Source organism: Lysinibacillus sphaericus (assembly GCF_015844675.1).
Taxonomy (GTDB): domain Bacteria; phylum Bacillota; class Bacilli; order Bacillales_A; family Planococcaceae; genus Lysinibacillus; species Lysinibacillus sphaericus_E.
This window is the reverse complement of record NZ_LDGC01000049.1, coordinates 1-22,353: the sequence shown is the minus strand read 5'-3', so window position 1 is coordinate 22,353 and position 22,353 is coordinate 1. Positions and strand designations below refer to the sequence as shown.

Annotated in this window: 21 protein-coding genes; 9 read left to right on the top strand and 12 right to left on the bottom strand. The window is 34.5% G+C overall.

The features are described 5' to 3' along the window. Positions 1-100: 100 nt before the first annotated feature. The gene (locus ABE34_RS12695; RefSeq protein ID WP_197142933.1) at positions 101-2,455 is read right to left on the bottom strand and encodes a M13-type metalloendopeptidase; all 2,355 of its coding nucleotides are present in this window, start codon (positions 2,453-2,455) and stop codon (positions 101-103) included. 509 nt (positions 2,456-2,964) lie between these two features. Here ABE34_RS12695 and ABE34_RS12690 point away from each other — a divergent pair. Both ABE34_RS12690 and ABE34_RS12685 read left to right on the top strand, forming a co-directional pair. Next, entirely contained in the window at positions 2,965-3,690 is a 726-nt protein-coding gene (locus ABE34_RS12690; RefSeq protein WP_197142932.1) for a Fic family protein, read from the top strand. A 95-nt stretch (positions 3,691-3,785) separates the two neighbouring features. Beyond that, positions 3,786-4,385 carry a hypothetical protein gene (locus ABE34_RS12685; RefSeq protein WP_197142931.1) on the top strand — a complete coding sequence of 200 codons (600 nt, stop codon included), beginning with the start codon at positions 3,786-3,788 and terminating at the stop codon, positions 4,383-4,385. A gap of 223 nt (positions 4,386-4,608) precedes the next feature. On the opposite strand, the gene ABE34_RS12680 is transcribed toward ABE34_RS12685, so the two are convergent. Then, a complete protein-coding gene (locus ABE34_RS12680; RefSeq protein WP_197142930.1) occupies positions 4,609-6,252 on the bottom strand; it encodes a thiamine pyrophosphate-binding protein in 1,644 nt (547 codons plus the stop codon). Between the two features lie 36 nt (positions 6,253-6,288). After that, positions 6,289-9,066 carry a bifunctional diguanylate cyclase/phosphodiesterase gene (locus tag ABE34_RS12675; RefSeq protein WP_197142929.1) on the bottom strand — a complete coding sequence of 926 codons (2,778 nt, stop codon included), beginning with the start codon at positions 9,064-9,066 and terminating at the stop codon, positions 6,289-6,291. 391 nt (positions 9,067-9,457) lie between these two features. Here ABE34_RS12675 and ABE34_RS12670 point away from each other — a divergent pair, with 391 nt between their 5' ends. Next, the gene (locus ABE34_RS12670; protein ID WP_197142928.1) at positions 9,458-11,332 is read left to right on the top strand and encodes a leucine-rich repeat domain-containing protein; all 1,875 of its coding nucleotides are present in this window, start codon (positions 9,458-9,460) and stop codon (positions 11,330-11,332) included. Between the two features lie 37 nt (positions 11,333-11,369). Here the strand turns inward: ABE34_RS12670 and ABE34_RS12665 are convergent, their stop codons facing one another. Beyond that, the gene (locus tag ABE34_RS12665) at positions 11,370-11,708 is read right to left on the bottom strand and encodes a BRCT domain-containing protein (protein ID WP_241747035.1); all 339 of its coding nucleotides are present in this window, start codon (positions 11,706-11,708) and stop codon (positions 11,370-11,372) included. A gap of 291 nt (positions 11,709-11,999) precedes the next feature. Here ABE34_RS12665 and ABE34_RS12660 point away from each other — a divergent pair, with 291 nt between their 5' ends. Both ABE34_RS12660 and ABE34_RS12655 read left to right on the top strand, forming a co-directional pair. After that, entirely contained in the window at positions 12,000-12,800 is an 801-nt protein-coding gene (locus ABE34_RS12660; RefSeq protein WP_206700605.1) for an MBL fold metallo-hydrolase, read from the top strand. Between the two features lie 127 nt (positions 12,801-12,927). Then, on the top strand, positions 12,928-13,194 hold the full coding sequence (locus tag ABE34_RS12655) for a hypothetical protein (RefSeq protein ID WP_197142926.1): 267 nt from the start codon (positions 12,928-12,930) through the stop codon (positions 13,192-13,194). 302 nt (positions 13,195-13,496) lie between these two features. On the opposite strand, the gene ABE34_RS12650 is transcribed toward ABE34_RS12655, so the two are convergent. Beyond that, on the bottom strand, positions 13,497-13,988 hold the full coding sequence (locus tag ABE34_RS12650) for a hypothetical protein (RefSeq protein ID WP_197142925.1): 492 nt from the start codon (positions 13,986-13,988) through the stop codon (positions 13,497-13,499). A 235-nt stretch (positions 13,989-14,223) separates the two neighbouring features. Between ABE34_RS12650 and ABE34_RS12645 the strand changes: the two genes are divergently transcribed. The 4 genes from ABE34_RS12645 (at position 14,224) to ABE34_RS12630 (ending at position 17,552) form a co-directional block, all read left to right on the top strand. Then, positions 14,224-14,370, top strand: a complete 147-nt coding sequence (locus ABE34_RS12645; protein WP_197142924.1) for a hypothetical protein — start codon at positions 14,224-14,226, stop codon at positions 14,368-14,370. Between the two features lie 223 nt (positions 14,371-14,593). Continuing rightward, a complete protein-coding gene (locus ABE34_RS12640) occupies positions 14,594-14,908 on the top strand; it encodes a hypothetical protein (protein ID WP_197142923.1) in 315 nt (104 codons plus the stop codon). A gap of 75 nt (positions 14,909-14,983) precedes the next feature. After that, positions 14,984-15,382 carry a MerR family transcriptional regulator gene (locus ABE34_RS12635; protein ID WP_197229814.1) on the top strand — a complete coding sequence of 133 codons (399 nt, stop codon included), beginning with the start codon at positions 14,984-14,986 and terminating at the stop codon, positions 15,380-15,382. A 688-nt stretch (positions 15,383-16,070) separates the two neighbouring features. Then, entirely contained in the window at positions 16,071-17,552 is a 1,482-nt protein-coding gene (locus ABE34_RS12630) for a malate:quinone oxidoreductase (RefSeq protein ID WP_197142921.1), read from the top strand. 410 nt (positions 17,553-17,962) lie between these two features. Here the strand turns inward: ABE34_RS12630 and ABE34_RS12625 are convergent, their stop codons facing one another. The 7 genes from ABE34_RS12625 to ABE34_RS12595 all read right to left on the bottom strand — a co-directional run bounded on the left by ABE34_RS12625 (position 17,963) and on the right by ABE34_RS12595 (position 22,107). Beyond that, positions 17,963-18,244, bottom strand: a complete 282-nt coding sequence (locus ABE34_RS12625) for a hypothetical protein (RefSeq protein WP_197142920.1) — start codon at positions 18,242-18,244, stop codon at positions 17,963-17,965. Then, positions 18,241-18,897, bottom strand: coding sequence for a hypothetical protein (locus tag ABE34_RS12620; RefSeq protein WP_197142919.1), 657 nt, complete (start codon positions 18,895-18,897; stop codon positions 18,241-18,243). The genes ABE34_RS12625 and ABE34_RS12620 overlap by 4 nt, the downstream gene beginning before the upstream one ends. A 162-nt stretch (positions 18,898-19,059) precedes the next feature. Beyond that, entirely contained in the window at positions 19,060-19,473 is a 414-nt protein-coding gene (locus ABE34_RS12615; protein WP_197142918.1) for a MarR family transcriptional regulator, read from the bottom strand. A gap of 159 nt (positions 19,474-19,632) precedes the next feature. Beyond that, positions 19,633-20,670: an alpha/beta fold hydrolase gene (locus tag ABE34_RS12610; protein ID WP_197142917.1), complete on the bottom strand. Its 1,038-nt coding sequence runs from the start codon at positions 20,668-20,670 to the stop codon at positions 19,633-19,635. A gap of 40 nt (positions 20,671-20,710) precedes the next feature. Then, positions 20,711-21,370, bottom strand: a complete 660-nt coding sequence (locus tag ABE34_RS12605) for a hypothetical protein (protein ID WP_197142916.1) — start codon at positions 21,368-21,370, stop codon at positions 20,711-20,713. 3 nt (positions 21,371-21,373) lie between these two features. After that, the gene (locus tag ABE34_RS12600) at positions 21,374-21,781 is read right to left on the bottom strand and encodes a permease prefix domain 1-containing protein (RefSeq protein ID WP_197142915.1); all 408 of its coding nucleotides are present in this window, start codon (positions 21,779-21,781) and stop codon (positions 21,374-21,376) included. Next, a complete protein-coding gene (locus ABE34_RS12595; protein ID WP_197142914.1) occupies positions 21,778-22,107 on the bottom strand; it encodes a PadR family transcriptional regulator in 330 nt (109 codons plus the stop codon). Before ABE34_RS12595 ends, ABE34_RS12600 begins: the two co-directional genes overlap by 4 nt. Between the last annotated feature and the right edge of the window lie 246 nt (positions 22,108-22,353).

The following is a 22,353-nucleotide window of genomic DNA, read 5'->3' as shown; positions in this document are numbered from 1 at the left end:
TGGGGTTTTTATTTCGGTGTATTAGGATGTCCTATACAACCACTTTGCCTTTATACACTATTGTAAGAGCTATCGGAATTAGCTCTATCTGTTCTGATTTTTACCAGATGGAAACGCGCTCTTCCGGAGCTACATACATGCCATCTCCAGGCTTAATTCCATAGGTATCATAGAATTGTTGGAAGTTCACAATCGTGCGGTTTACTCGGATTTTATTGGCTGAATGTACATCATTTTTGCTCAACATCGCTGCAAATTCTTTTGTAGTTGTGAATTTCCATACTTCTGCATTGCTTTCGAAATATGCTTTATAATCCGGTTTACTCATTTGGGAGACAACTTGCAAAGAAGCTGCCATTCCACCTAAATCAGCGACATTCTCGCTTAGTGTAAGCTGACCGTCGTTCAATACGCCAGGAATAATCTCAATTCCATTATAGAACTCAATCAGTTTCTGGTTTTTCTCTTTGAATTTCTTAAAGTCCACTTCTGTCCACCAGTTATTTGCATTTCCGTTTTCGTCGTATGCAGATCCGTTGTTATCAAATGCATGGCTGATCTCATGGCCAATGACCATTCCAATGGCACCATAGTTTGCTTCAGGTTTAGCGTTAATATCATAGAAAGGCGCTTGGAGAATACCGGCAGGGAATGTAATTTCGTTATTAAAAGGATTGTAGAAGGCATTTACAGTATATACGCTTGTGCCCCATTTCGTTCTGTCCACTGGTTTTCCTAGCTTGGCTTTCATGTCATCAATATATGCTTTGTTCACTGTGACGGTATTAGAGAGCAATGAACCGCCTTCATCATATGTCTTGATAGCTACTTTATCTAATGTCGTATCCCATTTATCTGGGTAACCGATCTTAACAATCATTGTATCCAGCTTTTTAATTGCTTTAGCTTTTGTTGTCTCTGACATCCAATCAAGAGACTTGATTCTTTCCTCATACGTAGCAATTAACTTCGCTACCATTTGCTCAACATCTTTTTTAGCTTCTGGTGAAAAATGTTTCTCGGCAAACATTTGCTCCAAATATCCGCCCATTGTGCCAGTTGTCTTGGCTACAGCGATTTCTTTAGCTGTTTTTTCACCTGTAACGCCGAATAACGTTGCGTCAAACTCAATGGCAGCATCTCTGAATTCATCTGACAACGAACCGCTTGTTGCCATAATCAATTGCACTTTGGCGTAAGCTTTAAGTACGTTAAGATTAGTCTCAGTCAAGAAATCCGCGCCTTTTTGCGCCAGCTTTACATCGGTTACGATCACTTTATCAGCACTGTCGACTTTCAGCGATTTCAAGACTTGTTTCATATCTACTGTTTTGAACATGTCATCGAATTGTTCGATTGTATACGGATTATAGTATTTATTGACGTCGCTTTGTTCATGAGGCTCAAGTGATACGGAAGCTAAGCTCTTCTCCATATCATATATTTTTTCGGCAAGTGCACTTGCAACAGACTTTTCCTCGCCAGATGCCACAAGAAGTTTAGTCATATATTGAATATAGGCTTTTTTCGCTTTCGCGTCTTCTGTTACAAAGCTGTTCTTATCCAGAACAGAAGTTGGTCCAGAGTAATACAAAGCATTTTCACTGCTGTTCTTTGCATCGTTCATGATTGAAAAGCTAAATAATGAGGTTAGACCCAATTCTTTTTCCAGGATAAGATCTGCTTGAACGAGTTCATCAAGCGTTTTCGCCCCGTCAATTGCCTTTACATATTTTTGGATGGGCTCCATCCCTTGTTTATTTCTACTTTTTGAATCCAACGCTGTCGAATAGAAGTCGGCAATTTTTTGTTCTTTTGTTCCTTCTGCGAACTGTTTGCCAGCGAGTTCATCTATTATTTTTTCTATTTTATCGTTATTTTGCTTGTGCAGCTCGGAAAACACGCCGCCCATGATTTCTCCTGCCGGAATTGTCGATTTATTTAACCATTTCTTATTGATTGCTTCATAAAAATCATCATTTAAATGGGAGCCTTTAAGCGACCAAATTCTAGAAATTATATTTTGAAACTCATCAATCGTAATAGTGTCATTTGCGCCTAATGTGCCGTCAGGGTTGCCCATCAGTACACCTGCTTTTGCCAGTTTATCGATATCTTTCTTAGCCCAAGCTGGTACATCGGAGAACTCGACGCCGAATGTTCCACTGCGCAAATCATTTCCGACAGGCTTTGGCAATTGGCCGAATGCTCTGCTCAACATGACTAAAGCTTCAACCTTCTTAGCTGGCTCATTCTCTCTTAAATCTCCATTTTTAGAGCCTTGCATAATGGCTTCTTTATTAATTCCTTGTTGATAAGCGTCTGCTGCCATCAACAAAGTTTTCACAATCTCTCCTCTTGTCGCTGATGGCGACTTTTCAGCGGCATACACCGATACGCTAACTGATAGGACCATTATTATGGTCATGAGTAAGGATAAAACCTTCTTTTTCATCTTCATGCTCCTCTAAATTATAGTTGTATAAAAAAAGATAAATGGGGATAATTTAGAATTTTCTCCATTTAAATAACATTGTAGTTTATTTATTTCAGTTTGAAAATATGTAAGGATCTTTTTTAATTTCAAGAGAGCATAATTTATTCAATTCTGGCTGATAGAGCTTTTAAAGTTTAAAAAGGATTAAAAATCGTTAACGCTTTTATTATATTCTGGATTAACTTGTGTCATACAACATGTGGAGGAATTCATGATAGTAATTGAGGAATTTGTGAATGGTTATAGAAGGATATTGAATAAAATTATTTACAAACAGCTGAGAGGTTTTCGGCTGTTCATCTAATTCATTAACAGTTGGTTTTTCAATATTAGTTCCAATATAATTTGCTAAACTCAATATGTTCACCTAATTTTGATTTGATGTCGTTTTATCTTCTATTTATACATAGTATATAATAAATATGTTAATACCTTAAAAAGTAGAGACTTTGAGAGGAGCCGAGATAATGTTCGAGCAAATTGATTTAAAAAAGCAACAGCTGGATGCCAAACGACCACTGCCTAAATATACAGTCCAAAGCCTACGAGAGAAATTATTTTTAGAATGGACATACAACTCAAACGCAATCGAAGGCAATACTTTAACGATTAATGAAACAAAAGTAGTTCTTGAAGGCATTACAGTCGGTGGTAAAACGATGCGAGAGCATTTAGAGGTTATTAACCACCGAGATGCAATTTCTTATGTTGAAGATATTGTCAAAAAAGAAGAGCTATTTTCAGAGTGGCAAATAAAAAATCTACACCGCTTAGTTTTAAAAGGAATCGATGATGGTTATGCAGGTATGTATCGCGATCAGCAAGTGTTTATTTCAGGTGCTGTTCATACACCGCCTCCACCTTTCAAAATTCAGGAGCAAATGGATGCTTTAATGAGTTGGTACGATGGGGAAGCACAAGCATTACATCCAATCATTCGTGGTGCGATGTTACATGCAATTTTTGTTGGCATTCACCCATTCATTGATGGAAATGGTCGTACATCAAGATTGTTATTAAATTTAGAGTTAATGAAATCGGGCTATCCACCAATTATTATTCGAGTAGAAAATCGATTGGCGTATTACAATGCATTAGACAAAGCGCATACGACAGAGGATTATGGGGATTTTGTTGAGCTTGTTGCGAAGGAAGTTGAGGCTTCGTTAGATTTATATTTAAGTGCCGTATAAGATGCAGCTAGGTTAGCATGTAGATTTGTTGAGAAGCAAGAGAATCTATCTCTTGCTTGCTTTACAGTGTTATAGTTTTTTAGGGAGGGTTAACAATGAAAAAAGCAGAAATGATGGATAAGCATTTAGAATCTTATGGAAAAAGAATTAGTAGTTCGGAGATTTGTCATGTTGTAGATTTAATTTTCAAGATTAATTTAGATGAGACACCTATTTTATCCAAAGAGAAGGAAGAGGTAGATGGAATTTCTTCATCAACAGGGAGAGAGATAATAGATTACCATCTAAATCAGTATGACGGGGACATAACAGGAGCAGAAATTCGCAAAATAATAAATGAAATTTTTGGTGTTAATTTAGAAGGGATATCTTCATTAGAAAGAGCAAGAATTTCTTTATATTCAAAAGGTCAGTGGATTGTTCGACATGAAAAAGACTTATTTGTAGTATATACTGGAGCAAGTGATATTGACGTAAAGGTCTATCCTACAAATTATTTCACTGAACAAACCGGGTTAGGAGAATTACCTTCTGATTTACAACATGCACTAACGAGTATAGGTTATCACTTCGATGAAAAAATCGGTAGTTACTATTTCTCAAATCCAACAGGTGAGGCTGTTCCAGATGCCTTCAAAGGAAAAACAATGGGCGCTATACTTGGTGTCATCCAACAGTCATTCTCAAATTTATAAACAAACGAATACATAAATATGTTAGTAATTGGAGATAGAAAATCTCTGTAAGAAAAAAAGTCATATAGGGGAATATAATTCCCCTATATGACTTTTCATATTTAACTTCTGAAAGAAGTTAAAGCCTCCGGCGGATGTCACAGAATCGGAAAGGTGTTCTTTGTACAAGTACAAAGCCGATTCCGGACGCAATTATGCCTCGGCATAATTGATTCAAAAACTCTTACTTTCCAAAGGAAGATAAAAATTTAACTCGGTCTCCCATAGGCGGCGTGTTATTATCTGTTAAAACTACTTCCAAGACTGCTGGTCCATTTAAATTCATTAAGTTATTTATCGTATCTTGGTTAATATCTTCTAGTTCCGTTACTTGGAAATTCGGTATGTCCATAGCTGAAGCTAATGCACTAATACTAATTGGATTTTGCTCAAAAGATGGGTGAGTACGTTTGAATTGTAGAGCGTGTCCATGGTATACCATTCCTAAGCGAGCATTATTCATAACAATAAACAAAATCGGTAGATTATATTCTTTTGCTGTTAATATTTCCATTCCATGCATGAAAAAGCAACCATCACCTGTGATGCATACAACAGGGCGTTCAGGTTCAGCTAACTTTGAGCCAATGGCAGATCCAATTCCACTTCCCATTGCGCCAAAATGGACATTAATATCATAAGTATCATTATCTAAAACCTTCATGTGATGAATGACATAGGACATAAATTCTCCAATATCAATTGTATATCTAGTGGAGGATGGTAAATGTTTTTGAATACTTAATAGAACGTTTTTCGTATTATATTCTTCCATATCTCCAAGAGGCTCATTATTTTCTTTACCCTCAATTGCAGTTTCTTTTGTTGTAAGCCCTTTAGTTCTTAACTCTTCTATAAGTAATAGTAAACTTAAATTGATATCACCTAGCACAGGGAAATCAATCTCATATTTTCGGTTGAACACCGATTGATCATAGTCCATTTGTATAGAAAAACGGTTTTTCGTAAGATTTAAGTTGTAGTTATTTGTAGCTGTTTCTCCTAAACTTGAACCCACGATTAACAATACTTGCCCATCGCCCTCAGCTATTAATTCTGAGGCAGCTTCGTGGCCAGCAAAGCCGAAAACGCCAACTAGAAGAGGATGATTCTCTGGAATGTATCCTTTTGCTTGCGGTGTTGTTAGAATCGGCCAATTTAGAATTTCTGCTAACTCTAGTAATTGCTCAACTGAATTTCTTACGCCTTGTCCTACTAAAATGTATCCGTTCTTTCTTTTTATTAGCTCCTCAGCTACATTTTTAATAGTTTCCATAGTAGGAACTATTGCTGTTCTTTTTGGTGGAGCTGGTATTTCTATGTTTTGCACTATTTCGTGTTGAACATCTATTGGTATAGCAATATGTACAGGACCGGGCACTCCGGAAATAGCGATTTCGGAGGCTTTTACTACTTCTTTCAGTAAATCCTTTGATTCTTTAACTGTTACACTGTATTTAGTGACTGGTTGAAAGATCGGCTGAGCATCCAACTCTTGAGAAGCATTTAAGCCGATTGTGCTAACTGGAACAGCACCGGTTAAAAATAAAACCGGTAAATGCTCGCGCATAGCATTTGCAGCACCTGTTACTAAGTTTGTTCCACCAGGTCCACTACAACCAATACATACGCTCATCTGGTTTGTATATTTTGCGTAAGCCGCAGCCATGTATGAAGCAGCGCCTTCATGTTTTGTTACAATCGGTGTTAAGTCTTTCATATCATACAGTTCATCAAAAAATGCATTGACTGAACCTGCTGGAATGCCAAAAATATACTGAACACCGTTACCTTTTAAATATTCTAAGACCGTACGAGCTGCTTTCATTATAAATCTCCCTTTTTTATAAAATAGAACGTTAAGTTAATAGAAATATTTTTTCATAATATCTTCAGCCTTCATGGGCTTACTAAATAAATAACCTTGCATTAAATAACAATTTTGTCTCAATAAAAAATCGGCCTGTTCTTTTGTTTCAACCCCTTCAGCAATAACTTCAAGCTTTAAATTTTGAGCGAGGGTAATAATTGTATTTGTAATCGCTGCTGCATCATCCGTTAACATCTCTTGTACAAAGGATTTATCAATTTTTAATGTGGAAATCGGCAGATTTTTCAAATAACCTAAAGATGAATATCCGGTACCAAAATCATCTATGGCTAAATTTACCCCAAGTCCCTTTAATTGTATCATTGTTTTTAATGTTAATTCTGTATTTTTAACAATTAGATTTTCTGTAAGTTCTAATTGTAAGTACTCAGGTGACAAGTCTGTTTCTTGTAGGACATTTTCTACAATAGAAAATAAGTTACTCTGTTCGAATTGATGGACGGATAAATTTACAGACATACTAATTAAAGGACATCCTTGGTTATGCCATTCTTTCAATTGCTTGCAAGCTTCTTTAAGAACCCACTCACCTATAGGGACGATTAAACCGGTTTCTTCAGCAAGTGGAATAAACTTATCTGGTGTGATCATTCCGTGTTCTCGATGATTCCATCTTAATAAAGCTTCAACGCCCTTAATTTTGTTTGTTTTATAGTTTATTTGTGGCTGATAGAAGATAATTAGTTCATCTCGCTCTAATGCTTTATATAAATCATTTTCAAGCTTGATACTTTCAAAAGTTCTCGTATCCATCCCTTCGCTAAAGAAATGGTAGCTAGTACCTGGTGTTTCTTTTGATTTGTACATAGCTGTGTCTGCATTTTTGATTAACGTATCTGTCGTATCCCCATTATCAGGAAACAGGCTTATACCAATACTTGTTTTAATGTATATTTCATTGTCTATTAGGTTGAAAGATTTAGAGAAAGAAGCATTAATACAATTAATAACCTTCAAAATGTCCTTTTCACATTTAATATTAGGCAAATAAATTGTAAATTCATCGCCCCCTTGCCGTGATACAGTCGCATCCGCTGGAACGCAAGTACTTAAACGTTTGGCAACCTCTTGAAGTAGTAGATCGCCATAGCTATGTCCAAGCGAATCATTTACTAACTTAAAACGGTCTAAATCCAAATAGAGAACTGCTAATTTTTCTCCGTTCGCTTTTGCATACTTCAGCCCTTGAGTTAGTCTGTCTATTAAAAGAATTCTATTCGGTAGATTCGTTAAACTATCAAAATAAGCGTGGTATTTAATCTTTTCTTCTAGTTGCTTTCTTTGAGTTATATCTTTAAATGTGACAACTTCTCCTACAATCTTATCTCCTTCTTTTATTAAGGAGGTTACATATTCTACTGGAAAGTTGGAGTTGTCTTTTCTAAAAAACACTTTGTAGCTGTTGAAATTAGTATTTAATAAGGATGAAACAATAATTTTGTCTTCCGTTTCACTACCACTCATAATAATATCGACGGATTTTCCAATTAATTCTCGCTCTGTTTCATAACCTAACATGAGTGCGCCTGCTGGATTGCAGAACGTAATGTTTCGATCAAGATCTAATCCAAAGATACCTTCACCTGCAGAGTTGAGAATTAACTCTTTTTCACGGCTTAGCTGCTGTAACTCCGCTACAACTTTTTCAAGCTCTTTATTTTTGACTATTACTTCTGAGGTTCTCTCCTCAATAATGATTTCTTGCTTTTCCATATATATAAGGTTTGATAATGCAGATGCTGTAGTGTCAACAATGGATTGGGCTAACTGTAATTGAGTTTCTGAGTAATAAAATGCTTTTTCTTCAAGATTAACAATAGATATTTGCCCTAAAATTTTACCCATTGAAATTAGAGGAAACATAACTAAACCGTTTATGCCGAAATTACGACAAACTTCATGATTAGGTCTATCATCCTCAAATACATTTGGAATAAGAATGGCTGTTTTGGTTTCAAAAACCTCCTGCATTACAGCATCATTGCTTTGATCAATTTTAAATTTGTTATGTGTCTTTAGCCAATTTTCTTCTGTCCAATCACTTTCCTTACTCAACTTAGCCGGCTTCACTCTTTTTTCTGCTAAAGGATCTAAAAGGTGAATCCCTATATTTTTATTATCTAAAAACTTCTCTAAGTAGAAAAAGCATTTATCAAGACTTTCTTGTAATGAGGAGCACATTGATAAGTCACGTGTAACATCAAGCAGCAGCTGCTTTTCGTTAATAAGGCGTTCTTTATAAGTTAAGTTGTTTGCATTTTGAATAGCAACAGCAGCCATATTCACATATGCCTCGACCGTTTGAATTTCTTCGTCTGTTAAGTTCATAGGGGTTCCATAATCAAATAAAAAAACAAGGCCAAATAACTCTTGTTCAAAGGAGATGGGAAGAACTAATAAAGATTTAATATGGAACCCCTCAACTGCTCTGGGATCAGGTCGACTGTCCTTCGAAGTATCAGGAATATAGATAGTTTTCTTTGTTTCAATTACTTCTTTTGCTAGTAAATCTATTTCGGTATCAATTATATGCATATTCAAAGTCCAGCCATTAATAACTGCTGGTTTTCCTACATATCCTCTGAATGTACCATCTTTTTGTGGTAAATAAATGCCCACAGAATCACATGTGACGATTTCTTCAGAAATTGCTATTGTTACCTGCTCTAATACTTCACGTAAATCTAGCTTCATATTAATCATTTTTGTTATATTAGCCAGCCGAGAATACCTCGTTTGTTCCATAGACATATATATATGAACCCCCATTTTTATCCTTATCTTGTAAAATTTTTATTAAATTATTTCTTAATTCGTATCGAATGTCCCAGTCTTTTCATTTTACAGTAGTGATAAACAGGTAGGTGAAAAAATATAAAAATTAGTAAAAAAATCTTAAGAGCATTTTGCCTTTTTACTAGTAGCCTTTTTATATAGGACTACAATCATTCTTTAAGCGAAGTATTCCTTGTATTTCAAGTAGCGAAAGTAAATTTAAATATATCAAACAGTAATATTTTCTTGGGCGACTTTTTATTGTAGGTCTAAAGGCGGGAGGTAATTAGTGTTTAATGGAAATATTGACATTTATTTTTCAGACAACTAAGCTTAATTGAAAATAGAGCTGGGGGAGGGACTGCCAGTGGAATTCATTAAATTAAATTGTCCGAATTGTAATGGAAAAATTGAATATAAAGAGGAACAATCATTCAAATGTCCTTTTTGTGAAACCGAAATAATGTTGAAAGAGAATAAAGTTTATTACGTTGATCAGACGATTAATAATTATTATGGTACAACTTCTGCGAATAAAGCTACACGTTCAAAAACGAATTTAAAAGCTCTTTTAATGGTTCCGGTTGTAATCCTTTGTGCATTCCTTGGCTATTTCCTCTTAAGTAGCAATCAAACAGAATATGGTAACCGTGAGAAAATACCTGTTCGAAAAATGCCTGAAAGCGAAGTTCTTTTACTCTTTTTAAAAGATATTTTTGATAAAGGTGAAGCTTTGCCAACTAAAGAAGAAATCGCAAGTATCCGTTATTTGGCAGCATACCATTCTGAAGATCAGTGGCATTTTGATTACAGTCTTGATGATCTATTTACAAATAAGCAGGCCAAAATTTCTAACTATATCATTATGGATAAGTTATTAAATACACAAAAAATCGAACAAAAAGATTTTGAAGCCTTTACTGGTCTGACGGTATTGGACTTGATGGGCGATTATGAAATATCACAAAGTGAAAATGTAAGCTTCCGACATCTTGAAGGTTTAAAAAGCTATACAGGTAGCTTTAATGAATCATTTAGTAAAATTGCTGAATATTTTAGTGATAAGTCTAATGTTGAAGAGCTCTCTATCCAAATTCGAAGTAATGATGAACTTGCTTTATTATTAGAGTTTCCCAATCTTCAATCACTTGAAATTTCGTACTACACTGAGACGGTTACAGACTTCCCTCTGCTGAATCAACTGCCATTAAAGTCATTGTCCTTAATGTCTGCCAATGATTTGAAGTGGTTGTCTTCATTAACTGATTTACAGTCGTTAACAATAGATCTAAGTGAAGCGACAGATTTTAGCTCGTTCTATTCACTGAATCAATTACAAGAATTGAAGCTTACAGCGGTACGAAATTTAAAAACGCTTGATTTTATACAAAATATGCCCAACCTGCAATCGCTTGATCTTGAAAATATGGATATTACAAATGTAGAACGCCTTAGAAATAAGTCATCATTAACCAAGCTGCGTTTAGCTTCTCTTTATAAATTAGAATTGCGTGATATTGTGAACAGCCTGACTTCACTGACCGATTTATCGATAACTGGTTATCATGGTGAAATACCGTCGATTGTAGCACCTCATTTAAAAAAAGCAGAATTAACAAGTTCTTTGCTCCCCAAGCTAGAGGCACCTGTTTTAAAATATTTGACTGTTGAAATAAGTGGGGCGCAGTCGTATTTGAATGGAGAAGAATTACTAAAATACCCACAGCTAGAACAACTTACAGCAATGGAGGGTGGTGATTTCATAGGCATTGCTTCTTTAAATCGTCTACCAAATTTGCAAACAATAAATTTAAATGAGACAACTTTTTATGAAGAGACGAGTGAGTTATTCAATTTACAGCATGTAAAAACGTTAAATTGTAATGAGTGTAAGTTTCAAATGGATAGTCAAAATTCGTTTAACAACAACAACCTGGAGCATTTAACTTTGAATGACGCATCTTTTCAAATAGATCATGGTGACTGGGTGAACGAAGTTGATAAGGTTATGCCTTACTTCGCTGGCTTTTCAGCTCTGCGTTCATTCACTATACAAGATAGTTCACTACAATCATTAAGTTTTATGGAAAAGTGGCAACAAATTGAGGAGCTTCATTTAGAAAATAATGCTATTTCAAATGTAGCGCCTTTGGTGAATTTGCCTAATTTGAAAAAGCTATATATTTTAGGGAATCAGGTGCAAAATACATCTGTTCTAGACAAAGGAATTTTGATTTATTAAGGTAATTTCAATTAGGAAATACGTATCACTAAGCTATTTAAATTTTAGACAGCTCTTCTTGCATTGAAATGAGCCAATTAAAATCATCCTCAATAATTATTTGAATGTCTAAGCCGAGGCTCATTAACTTCTCGGCTTTTAATTGTTTTGTACTTATACCACGACGTTTGTTCCCAAGAATAAGGAAATCTGTATCCTGTGTAACAGCACCTTGCATAATTCCTCCACAAGCCCGTACTCTTTTTGCAGCTTCTGAACGTGTCATAGTGGAAAGGGCCCCAGTAAAGACAATTTGTTTATGATGGAATGGATGCTTTAAATAGTCTGATGGGTCAGAAAGTAAGATGACTTCTGTATTGTCCTTATTGTTGTTCATGTTGACTCTCCTTGAGGTTTCTACCTGATGTATAGGTGACATTGATTTGATTCTACATTTAAACTAGTTATGGGAAATCGTATCATAAGTAAGGGATAAAAAATAATACATCCGTCAATTATGAAGACTTGTATCTATATAAAAAGCTAAGAGTATGTGAAATTTAAATTGATTTCGCATACTTTTTTTCCTAAAGAAGGATTTTATAAATAGTGCCCGAACTAAGGGATAGAGCGGGCAAAATATAAACTAGCTCATTATCAAAAGAAAATAAGGGGAAAAGGGTGGTTCATGGTGATTCAATTCCAAAATAATAATATTACAGTTTTTCAAAGTGCATTATATATGACTACTTCGGCAATTATTCAAACGAATGAAGCAGTAATTATGACAGATCCTAATTGGCTACCTACTGAAATTGAAGACATTAAGAGTCATATAAACGAGATTAGAGGTGATAAACAACTATATATTGTTTATACACATAGCGATTTTGATCATATTATTGGTTCTGGGGCATTCCCAGAAGCTAAGGTAATTGCCTCAAAACAATTTGATGAAAATCCTAACAAAGAAGACATCATGCAAAAAATTAAACAGTTTGACCAAGGATATTATTTGAAAAGAAGTTATTCACCTCAATATCCAACTGTAGATATTGTCGTTTCAGAGGACGGGCAAAAAGTAGAATTCGATTCTTTTACCATGACATTTTATCCAGCACCTGGTCATACGAATGATGGTTTATTTACAGTTATTGAGCCTTATGGTCTGTTTCTTTCTGGCGATTATTTGTCAGATATTGAGTTTCCATTTATTTTTAGCAACTATAAAGACTATGTAAATACGGTCAATAAAGCTGAAAATATTTTGCTTAATCATCACATAACAACCCACATACCTGGACACGGTACGACAACGCAAAATCACCAGGAAATTCAAAAAAGGATAAACAGTTCGAAGTATTACTTAGAGCAGCTTCTTCATGATAATGGAGAGTTAGAAAGATATTTAAGTGAAGAATATTCATTTTTTGAAGGGATGAGAGGAATCCATACTGACAATAAGAAAATGGCTGAAGAAATTTTGTAGAGGAAGCATTCATTAGTGCTTCTTTTTTTGTTTTTTAATTGGTATTTTGTCCGTACATATTTTCTGCTCATTTTACAATACTATATCTAGATTATTTATTTAAATGGCAGGAAGGGGAGAGTTAGAATTGGCTAAGCATTCAGATATGAGTTGGAAAAAGGATCACCCAAGCACTTTGTTTGGGAACTCCGTCCAAAAGGCGGAGCGATTGTTGAAGCATGTAAAGTCACACCCAGAGGAGATAGCGATTGAGCATGCTTTCAATCAAATCGAACATGCAGAAAATGCATTTATGAATGCAACGGAATATGGTGAGCATTTGGATACAGTCCAACAAAATAAAGAGTACTTAGAGCAGATCAAGCAGCAATTACACGAAATGCAAGACAAATAGTGACAGAAGAATAAAAAACTTTTAAGCGGCTTAAGTCCAATTATTGAAAGGACTAAGCCGCTTCATTTATTCCTTTTGTTTGCGTGCAGTAATCCCACCGTTATGCGAAATGTTGTGAAAGACGGTGTCTGAGCACCTTTCCTGGGAAATATTTTTTGTATGTTTTTAATGTTCAGTTTGGTTTTGTGTTATTACTAAATTTGGAATGGTTTTTCGTATGTCATGAATGTTAGATAAGGTAGGAGCGCCTCTGGAAAGTGCCTGATTGGAACGCACATCAACTACACGTGCTTAATCATAAATTAACACCAAACGATTATTTTATACGGTGTGGTTTGTGCAGGGATACTTCTTGTAGTAGGGCCATAGATCACAATTAAGTTTCGATTGGCTAGGTTTTTCGAAAAAGGTTGCCCATTTTTGAGCAAGATAAGTGTATAAGCAGAAACATTTAGTTGTAATTGGCCATCACTACTAACTAATTGGTTATTAAAAAAGTCGACTTTGACATTTTGATTGTTATTTTCCTTTACAACAACAAGTGCTCGATATTGAGGCGGATATATTAAAGGGACAGGTGCATTCCCATCATAATATCCAGTAACCCGATCGCCGGGATTCACAATTTCTTGATTCACAAAGTAAGTGGAAGGTGAGATGACAAAATTGACGATGCCCTGAGTACTATCTTCTACCGTCATCAATTTATAACAGCCTTCCTTTTCACCATTTTGCCCAATAGGGAAATCATCAATCTGAGTAACGACACCACGAAATGATTTAAAGTTTACCATTGCAATTCCTTTCTTTATAAAATTTCAAGCAATCATCGGTGAGACAAAAGCTTTCGATATTTATTGTTTATCCGAAGGAGCTAAAAGAAAATCAACAGCATTATTTTTAATTTATGTAATATATCCAAATTGGGTGACAGAGAATGATTGTAAGGACAGGTTTATATAATACATGAATCAATATATACTTAATTGGCAAACTATAAAGGGTTATTTTTAAGAGGAGGGGAGCCTATTGAAGTGGATTTCTAAAAATAAGAAACTCCTTTTAGTATTCATCATTATTATTATGTTTATTGGTATACTCGATATCAAATACGAAGGATTATTCTTTCAACTATTACCTGAATCTGTTCAAAACTATTTAGCTGATATTTTTTAAGTAGAATTGTATTTTTTAGGACATAGAGAAGATGATCAAAAAGAAGAAAAGATAGAACTTTATAATGCGGAAAGAATGTTTAAAGAATAAGTCATTAAGCGGTATATTTTAACTTGTACTAACAGTAATAGTTCAGAAGATGATTCTTCTCTTCATAAATCTGTTGACATGGAGCTAACTCCATCTTTTAAAGTGGAAGTATTAAAAGAATGGGGTGATGTGAATGGCTATTATTACTTATGTATTGATAGGGTTATACGCATTATTGACAGGGATTGCAGGCTTACAGCAATGGAGAGAAAACGGATATCAAATACGAACATTTTTGTTTATTGTCATATCTATATGTATTCTTGTAACGATATTTTTACCGAACAAAGCTCTAGTACTGATGTTGCTAATCCTTGAATTTGTTTTGTTACATGTATTAGCAGTTGCGGAAGGGCTATTAACAAATCAACAGCTTAGATATAGTCATCATATCGTTCGCTTCATATTCCATTGCATATTGCTATTAATGGTTATCTTCATTCAGTAAAGACTTCCACCTTTCAAAATCCAGACGCAATTACGCCAAGGCGATATTGATAAAAAATTTATTAACGAGAAGGTGATGATCATAAAAATTGGTGAATTTGCTACATGTACTAGTCTTAGTAAAGACACAATCCGTTATTATGAAAAAATGGGCCTATTACGTCCAGAAATGAATAACAAACTTCGTGAGTATAACGAGGATCATATCGAGATCATTAGTACAATTCTAAAACTAAAGAAATGTGGTTTTTCACTTCAAGAAATTAAAATACTTTTTGAATGGTCGCAAAATACGGATGAAAATGATGAATTGACAGAAGCGGAAATTCAAAACCTTCAACAGATAAAATTATTATTTCAAAATAAGTATAAACAGATGATTCAAAGAGAAAAAGAGATTAAACAAATAAAGCAAGTCTTACAACGTGCTGATAATAAAATGGAGCAACTATTGGAAAAAAATAAAGGTATATAGGTGTTCTAATAAAAAATCACGGTATCATTTTAAAATCCTGATAACTCCCTTCATGCGAAAAATGCTGAACTAACAATAGGTAACAGTGGCACATCCATCATTAACACAGCAAATATGGCTGTGTTTTTTCATATACAAAGTTCATCCCTTCAGAAAGGAGATGATGGAGGTATATGAAGAGGTAGTAAACCATGTAATGAATAAGATGGGTGATTTTAATATTGATGGTTGGAAAATAAAAAGTCCTGTGGAAGAATAGAATGAGTTTTACTTTCTTGGTTAGACTAAAAAGAAATAATAGTTTATGTATAGTGGAGCTGGTGCAAAAACAAGACTGGTTCCATATTTTTATGTTATTATATAAATATAATAATAAAACAAACCTCATTATTTTATGAAAACGCTAGCCAAATTTAGGACGATTATTCCATAACGCTTAAATAAAGGTAGTGATTATTAGTGGGGGAATAGTAGGTTTTTCTCTTGATTTATTAAGGGGAAGGCTCGAAAAATGCACATAACTCTCATATGGATAGTTGATATTTTAATCTTTATGTAATTATGATACACTGCAATAAGGTAATAATTGATACAGAAAAGATGTACTCCTAAGTTACTCTAGAGCTTACTGTGACAGCAGGAGAGCTTACATCCTTTCTGCAAATCTTAATATATAAGGAAGGTAAAAATGAGTAACAGACAAATTAAATCAGATGTTATCTTAATTGGTGCCGGAATCATGAGTGCGACTTTAGGGACAATGCTTAAAGAATTAGCACCAGATTGGAAAATTACAGTGTTTGAGTCGCTTGATAAAGCTGGCGAAGAAAGTTCTCACGAATTAAATAATGCGGGAACTGGGCATGCGGCACTTTGTGAGCTTAACTACACTTCAGAGAAAAAAGACGGATCAATCGATATTAGCAAAGCGATTAACGTTAATGAACAGTTCCATGTTTCAAGACAATTTTGGTCTTATCTTGTGAACAATAAACTAATCAGTAATCCACAAGACTTTATTATGCCTTTACCTCATATGAGTTTAGTACAAGGGAAAGACAATGTAGAGTTTCTAAAAAAACGTCATGAAACGATGACAAAAAATCCTTTATTCCAAGGTATGGAATTTTCTGATGACCCAGAAAAACTAAAGGAATGGATTCCTCTTATTATGCAAGATCGTCCAGCAGATGAAGCTATTGCTGCGACAAAAATTGACACTGGTACAGACGTTAACTTTGGTGCATTAACACGTATGTTATTCGACCACTTAAAAAATAAAGACGTTGACATCAACTACAATCACAGTGTTGAAAGCATGAAACGTACTAGCGATGGTTCATGGGAAGTACGAGTGCACGACAAAAAAGGCTGTAAAATGGAATACCATACAGCAAAATTTGTCTTCCTTGGAGCTGGTGGAGGAAGCCTAGAATTACTACAAAAATCAGGTATTCCTGAAGGGAAACATATTGGTGGATTCCCAATCAGTGGATTATTCCTAGCATGTAAAAACCAAGAAGTTGCTGAGCAACATCACGCGAAAGTATACGGAAAAGCTAAAGTTGGTGCTCCACCAATGTCTGTTCCGCATCTTGATACACGCTATATTGATAACAAAAAATCTTTATTATTTGGACCATTCGCAGGTTTCTCACCTAAGTTCTTAAAAACAGGTTCAAATATGGATTTATTTGCTTCTGTAAAACCGCATAATATCACAACGTTATTAGCGGCAGGAGTTAAAGAGATGGGATTAACAAAATATTTAATCCAACAACTTATGTTATCTAAAGAACAACGTATGGAAGAGCTACGTGATTTCATTCCAAATGCTAAGAGCGATGATTGGGATATTATTGTAGCTGGTCAACGTGTACAAGTTATTAAAGATACTGAAGCTGGTGGTAAAGGTACGCTTCAATTTGGTACGGAAGTTGTAAGTGCTTCTGATGGCTCAATTGCTGCATTACTTGGAGCTTCTCCAGGTGCATCTACTGCTGTACACGTTATGCTTGAGGTAATCAATAAATGCTTCCCTCAACATGTTAACGAGTGGGAGTCAAAAATTAAAGATATGATCCCATCATACGGCAAGTCATTAGCAGAAAATCCAGAGCTTCTTAAAGAAATTAACGAAGCAACAGACGAAGCGCTTCGTTTAAAATAAAATTAGATGTAGAAACAAAGAATGTAAATGATTTGTTTCTACAAAAAATAGAACCTTCATTCTAATTTAGGGTGGAAGGTTCTATTTTTTTATTTCTCAAATCCTTAAGGAAGAGTATTTTGCAAAAAAATGAGCCTCTATGTGATTTCCGTTCCGGCTGGTCGCTTCGATGTTGGTCACAAAGGCGTTATCACAAGATGTGATGATTTTAGCCTTCGTTCCTCAATTGCTGATCCCCGATGAGTCGACCAGTCGTAACGGGAATTTTTTATCCATATTATCTAATATATTTAAATAGGCGTTAATTAATGACAAAAGCGCAATGAAAAAATATTTATTGATTATATAAAAGCAAAATAAATGATTAGAAGCACACCTTTTACTAGCAAACAAAAGGTGTGCTTCTAATTTTAAAATGTAAGCTTGGAATAACAAAATTGGATAGAGCGTTTGATATACATTGAACAAAAGAATAGCAACAAGGCAACCAAGAGTGCTAGCGGGATGCTGAAAGCGATCGGAAGCTCAACACCATTCCAAATGCTCATTTGTATTTGTCCTAAGCCGAATGTTCGCAAAATGCCGGCTACTACTGATAGTAATGCACTGAAGATCAGCCCTGCATAGAGGATAGATAGTACGAGAAGGGCTAATGAGCAAAAAAAGCCTTGAATGATTTTTATGAATGTCATTCCTTTTCCCTCCGTATAATTTGCTGCACCTTGGCGTTTTTAGCAATCGAATAGCTTTTTGTATAATAAAGTGTTTGTATATGACAATTATCGCCTACCGCTACAATATCTCCGTCAACAATTTCTGCATCTGTATAGGAAAGATGTATTTGTTCACCTTTAATACATTTACAAACCAACTTTTTCTTTAGAAAAGATATAGATAACGTATCTTTTTCTACATGTATCACATCTGCAATAAGCTTTCCAATCTCATTTCCACCAGACATTTTTAATTGAAAATGTTTAGCCTCTATTTCATTTGCTTTAACAAAACCGAATGCATGAAACTGTTCTGCTTGTAAGTTTTGTTCAATGGTCAACTTCCCAGAGCTATTCAATTTTGTTACTCGCCCATTACGCATGTTTAAGTTTCCAGCATTTTTAACCTCATTAATTTCACAAAAATCTTTTATAAAGCATGACCCTGTACTATTTAAAATTTGTGCTTCAACGCGGGAATGAAAAGAACTATGACCTTGAGTAGAGATTTTTTTTACGCGTATTTCTTGATGTAAAGTAACAAATCCACGGATATTTAATTGCTCACAGTCTGCTGCTAAGTCTTTAATAGTGCCATTAGTAAGAGTTACTGTACGTAGTTTTTGAATCACGGATAATCACCTCATGTTAATTTAATTAATATATATTTTAATAATTAAAACATATATTAATTAAAGTATATATTACTTTATTTTGTCAAGAACAAAGAATTTGTCATGAGCTTTTTATACATTTTCTGGGCAATAAAAAAAGGACTTCAATTTTATGAAATCCTAAAAAATTTTTTTCATTAACTGATTAACCTCACACAATACTTTTGCCATGTCTATCAGTTTTTCCTGTGGAAACTTTAAAAATAAATCTTGAACTTTCAATTCACCGCTATTAGTTAGAATCATTTTTACAACACGACGATCTTCTTTCTCTCTAATCCGCTCTACTAATTCTAATTTTTCCAGTTTATCGCACATAGATGTAACGGCTCCTGGTGTCACACTAAAGGACTCAGCAATTTCTGTTGCTTTCATACCACCATTAATCTTTAGTTGAAGTAGGAGGATCAGTTGGCTTTGAGATAATGTTTCTCCCTCAGATAAAAGATTTACAAACATTCTTGATTTATGCTGTATTTCAAGCATCTCTTTCATAATCGTTTCTACATTGTGCAATTGCTCATGTTTTGACATAGTATCACAGCCCGTTAAAATATTTAATAACTAAATTATATAGTAAATAAATAATGTGGGCTACAGCAAACGTTGCTATTGACTATATCGATAACTTCGATTGCTGTTGTAATAAAGGTTTATTATATTAATGAGCTTATGAAATTAATACAATCCCATTTATTTTATAAACGTATCGCACATCCATTCATAAAATTTTTCCTTCTCTTCAAATTGTGGATAATGAGCTGATTGTTCATAAGCGATAAATTCTTTTTTATCGGCTTCAATCATATCAAAGTATTTTTTTGCTGCATTAGATGAAGTTTGATAATCATATTTACCCATAACAAAATAGAATGGTAATTCAAGTTTTTTTACTTTAGTAGGTAATGGGTTTTGGTTTTTCGTTAATTCCTCAAGTAGAGTTTTTTGAGAATAGGAAAGCCCATAGTTGTAACGAATCACATCTAATAAGTTATACTCCCGACTAAATAACATACTTACGATATTCCCATCAGGGTTATCAATAAGTCTCGAAGATCCACCATATTTTGCAACATAATCCCGTGGAGTAAACAGCTCACCATTTTTAATTTGTTCAGTTAACTCTTGTAAATATTGAACATCATCTGTATTTCCGGCTTTTTCTGCTTGCTGAATAACGTAGTTCAAACCGTCAATTTCACTTTCTACTGTATCACTCATCTGTCCAATTCCAACATAGGCTGTATATTTTTCAGGAGCTTTAGAGGCAGCTTGAGTTGTAATATACGTACCATAAGAATGGCCAATTAATATTACTTTTTCTTTGCCAAGACGATCTGATATATAATCCGTCAAGGCCAATAAGTCATCTACGAGTAAGTCTGATGAAAGATTAGAATAATCCTCAAAAAAATGATATGATTTTCCGCTTGCTCTTTGGTCATAATTCACGACCGTAAAATTGTTTTCCAATAAGTTTTGATACTTACTGGCATACGGTATTTCTGAACATCCAGGCCCCCCATGGACAAAAATAATAACTGGATTATCCTTATCTTTGCCACGTATCATAACCTCATGATTACTTCCATTTATCTTTACTTGCTCTAATGTACTTACACTGTTATTACCTTTAATATGGGAAGTCCATGTAGGGAATAAAAGCGTTGTTATGAGTAATACGATTGTAATGATTACAGTATATTTTATAAATTTCATTATCTTTTTCATCTAATTCCCCCTGCGAATACGTGAAAAATTATCTAATTTTTTAGATTTTTTTAGAAAGAGTTGTTGAATTGTACATTTTTCTTTTATAAACATAAAAGTACATGCTAAGGGGCCACCATAAGACTACAAATATTGGATAAAATGCCCATATTACTCCTGGTGACGAGACAACATTTACTGTAATAAAAAAGATACTGATAAGAACTGTAGCGGTAACAGAGAATGCTACAAATGTTTTTCTTTGTGCGTGGTATAAAGCTAAGGGCCACCAAATGACTAAAAATGCTGGATAGATCGCCCAAGGGTATGGATGGGATAAAGTGATATTTAAAAAGGAGTAATATATGATGGTACTTGCACAGCCTATCAGTGCAATTTTTAATGTTTTTGCTTTTTCTCCTAAATACATAAGAATTGGCCACCAGATGATTGGATAAATCGCATATATAAACCATATATAATCGGGTGAGTATAAATAATTTTCAATGATAAGAAAAGCAATAATCATGGCACTACAAACAAGAGAATATTGTTTATACATTCTTTTAGACATGAAAAATAAAGTTATGGGCCATAGTAAAACTAGTAAGCACGGGTAAATAAACCAAAGCTCCTGAGGTGACGTCGTATAATTGACGATTCCTAAAAAAATCATTGTCATCAAACTACCAACAATCGAAAAGCTAATTAAGTTCTTCATGTTTTATTCACTCCATTTCTTACGTGACCAAACGAAGTACATAGATAATGGCCACCATAATATTGCGAAGATCGGATAGATTGCCCAAATTGTATGTGGTGTATAGTAAAGATTAATAAAAATAAAAAATGCAATTATTAAGCCACTACCCCATATAGAGAATTCTAAATTTAATTTAGCCATGTTTTTCTTTTTAGGTTCCTTTACGCCTAATTCCTTTTTTAAATCCTCAATATCTCCAAACTCTACGATGGCTTTGTTGATGGCATCCTCTTGTTCTTTCCCTTGATCCATTAAATAAAATACTTTCTCTTCAAGATTTTGAATGATTTCTTGTTTAACCATCTCGGTTTCTTTAGTACGAGGAATGTCTTTAAAAAGCTCATCAATATGGTTTTTTATTTTTTTCATTCTAAGCCCTCCATAAATAAGTCGATAATTTCTTTTACTTCCGACCATTCTTTTACTAGCTCATTTAAATAAGCCTTTCCTAACGGGGTAATACGGTAATACTTTCTTTTGCCTCCGTGTGAAACATCACCATAATAGGCTTCAATAATTTCCTTTTTCTCAAGACGTTGAAAAACTGCATATAAAGTTGCTTCTTTAATTTGAAAACGATTATTTGTGCGGATACTTATTTCCTGAGAAATTTCATAGCCATAACGATCTTTCTCTGAAATTAGCCTTAAAATAATGGAATCTAAGTGCCCGCGGATGATGTCACTTCGAACCATAAGTCACCTACTTATTTTTATTGCTCTATCTGTTAGAGTAATATTAGCAAACATTACTCTACCTGTCAAAGTAATTTTTCCAAAAACGTCCATATTCCTGCTAAGAAGGATCCTCATCAAAACGTGTGGTTGATTTCCGTTCCGGCTGGGCGCTTTACCGCTGCCGCTACGCTTTCGCGCAGTTAAAACATTTGCCGCTGCCGCTACGCTTTCGCGCAGTTAAAACATTTGCCGCTGCCGCTACGC

What these genes read in the sequence shown, in the direction of transcription:
- ABE34_RS12600 (WP_197142915.1), bottom strand. Translation starts at nt 21,781, where the DNA reads ATGAAAAAAATAAAAAACCATATTGATGAGCTTTTTAAAGACATTCCT.
- ABE34_RS12625 (WP_197142920.1), bottom strand. Translation starts at nt 18,244, where the DNA reads ATGACATTCATAAAAATCATTCAAGGCTTTTTTTGCTCATTAGCCCTT.
- ABE34_RS12685 (WP_197142931.1), top strand. Translation starts at nt 3,786, where the DNA reads ATGAAAAAAGCAGAAATGATGGATAAGCATTTAGAATCTTATGGAAAA.
- ABE34_RS12640 (WP_197142923.1), top strand. Translation starts at nt 14,594, where the DNA reads ATGGCTATTATTACTTATGTATTGATAGGGTTATACGCATTATTGACA.
- ABE34_RS12660 (WP_206700605.1), top strand. Translation starts at nt 12,000, where the DNA reads ATGGTGATTCAATTCCAAAATAATAATATTACAGTTTTTCAAAGTGCA.
- ABE34_RS12630 (WP_197142921.1), top strand. Translation starts at nt 16,071, where the DNA reads ATGAGTAACAGACAAATTAAATCAGATGTTATCTTAATTGGTGCCGGA.
- ABE34_RS12675 (WP_197142929.1), bottom strand. Translation starts at nt 9,066, where the DNA reads ATGTCTATGGAACAAACGAGGTATTCTCGGCTGGCTAATATAACAAAA.
- ABE34_RS12635 (WP_197229814.1), top strand. Translation starts at nt 14,984, where the DNA reads ATGATCATAAAAATTGGTGAATTTGCTACATGTACTAGTCTTAGTAAA.
- ABE34_RS12665 (WP_241747035.1), bottom strand. Translation starts at nt 11,708, where the DNA reads ATGAACAACAATAAGGACAATACAGAAGTCATCTTACTTTCTGACCCA.
- ABE34_RS12605 (WP_197142916.1), bottom strand. Translation starts at nt 21,370, where the DNA reads ATGAAGAACTTAATTAGCTTTTCGATTGTTGGTAGTTTGATGACAATG.
- ABE34_RS12610 (WP_197142917.1), bottom strand. Translation starts at nt 20,670, where the DNA reads ATGAAAAAGATAATGAAATTTATAAAATATACTGTAATCATTACAATC.
- ABE34_RS12695 (WP_197142933.1), bottom strand. Translation starts at nt 2,455, where the DNA reads ATGAAAAAGAAGGTTTTATCCTTACTCATGACCATAATAATGGTCCTA.
- ABE34_RS12680 (WP_197142930.1), bottom strand. Translation starts at nt 6,252, where the DNA reads ATGAAAGCAGCTCGTACGGTCTTAGAATATTTAAAAGGTAACGGTGTT.
- ABE34_RS12595 (WP_197142914.1), bottom strand. Translation starts at nt 22,107, where the DNA reads ATGGTTCGAAGTGACATCATCCGCGGGCACTTAGATTCCATTATTTTA.
- ABE34_RS12615 (WP_197142918.1), bottom strand. Translation starts at nt 19,473, where the DNA reads ATGTCAAAACATGAGCAATTGCACAATGTAGAAACGATTATGAAAGAG.
- ABE34_RS12650 (WP_197142925.1), bottom strand. Translation starts at nt 13,988, where the DNA reads ATGGTAAACTTTAAATCATTTCGTGGTGTCGTTACTCAGATTGATGAT.
- ABE34_RS12690 (WP_197142932.1), top strand. Translation starts at nt 2,965, where the DNA reads ATGTTCGAGCAAATTGATTTAAAAAAGCAACAGCTGGATGCCAAACGA.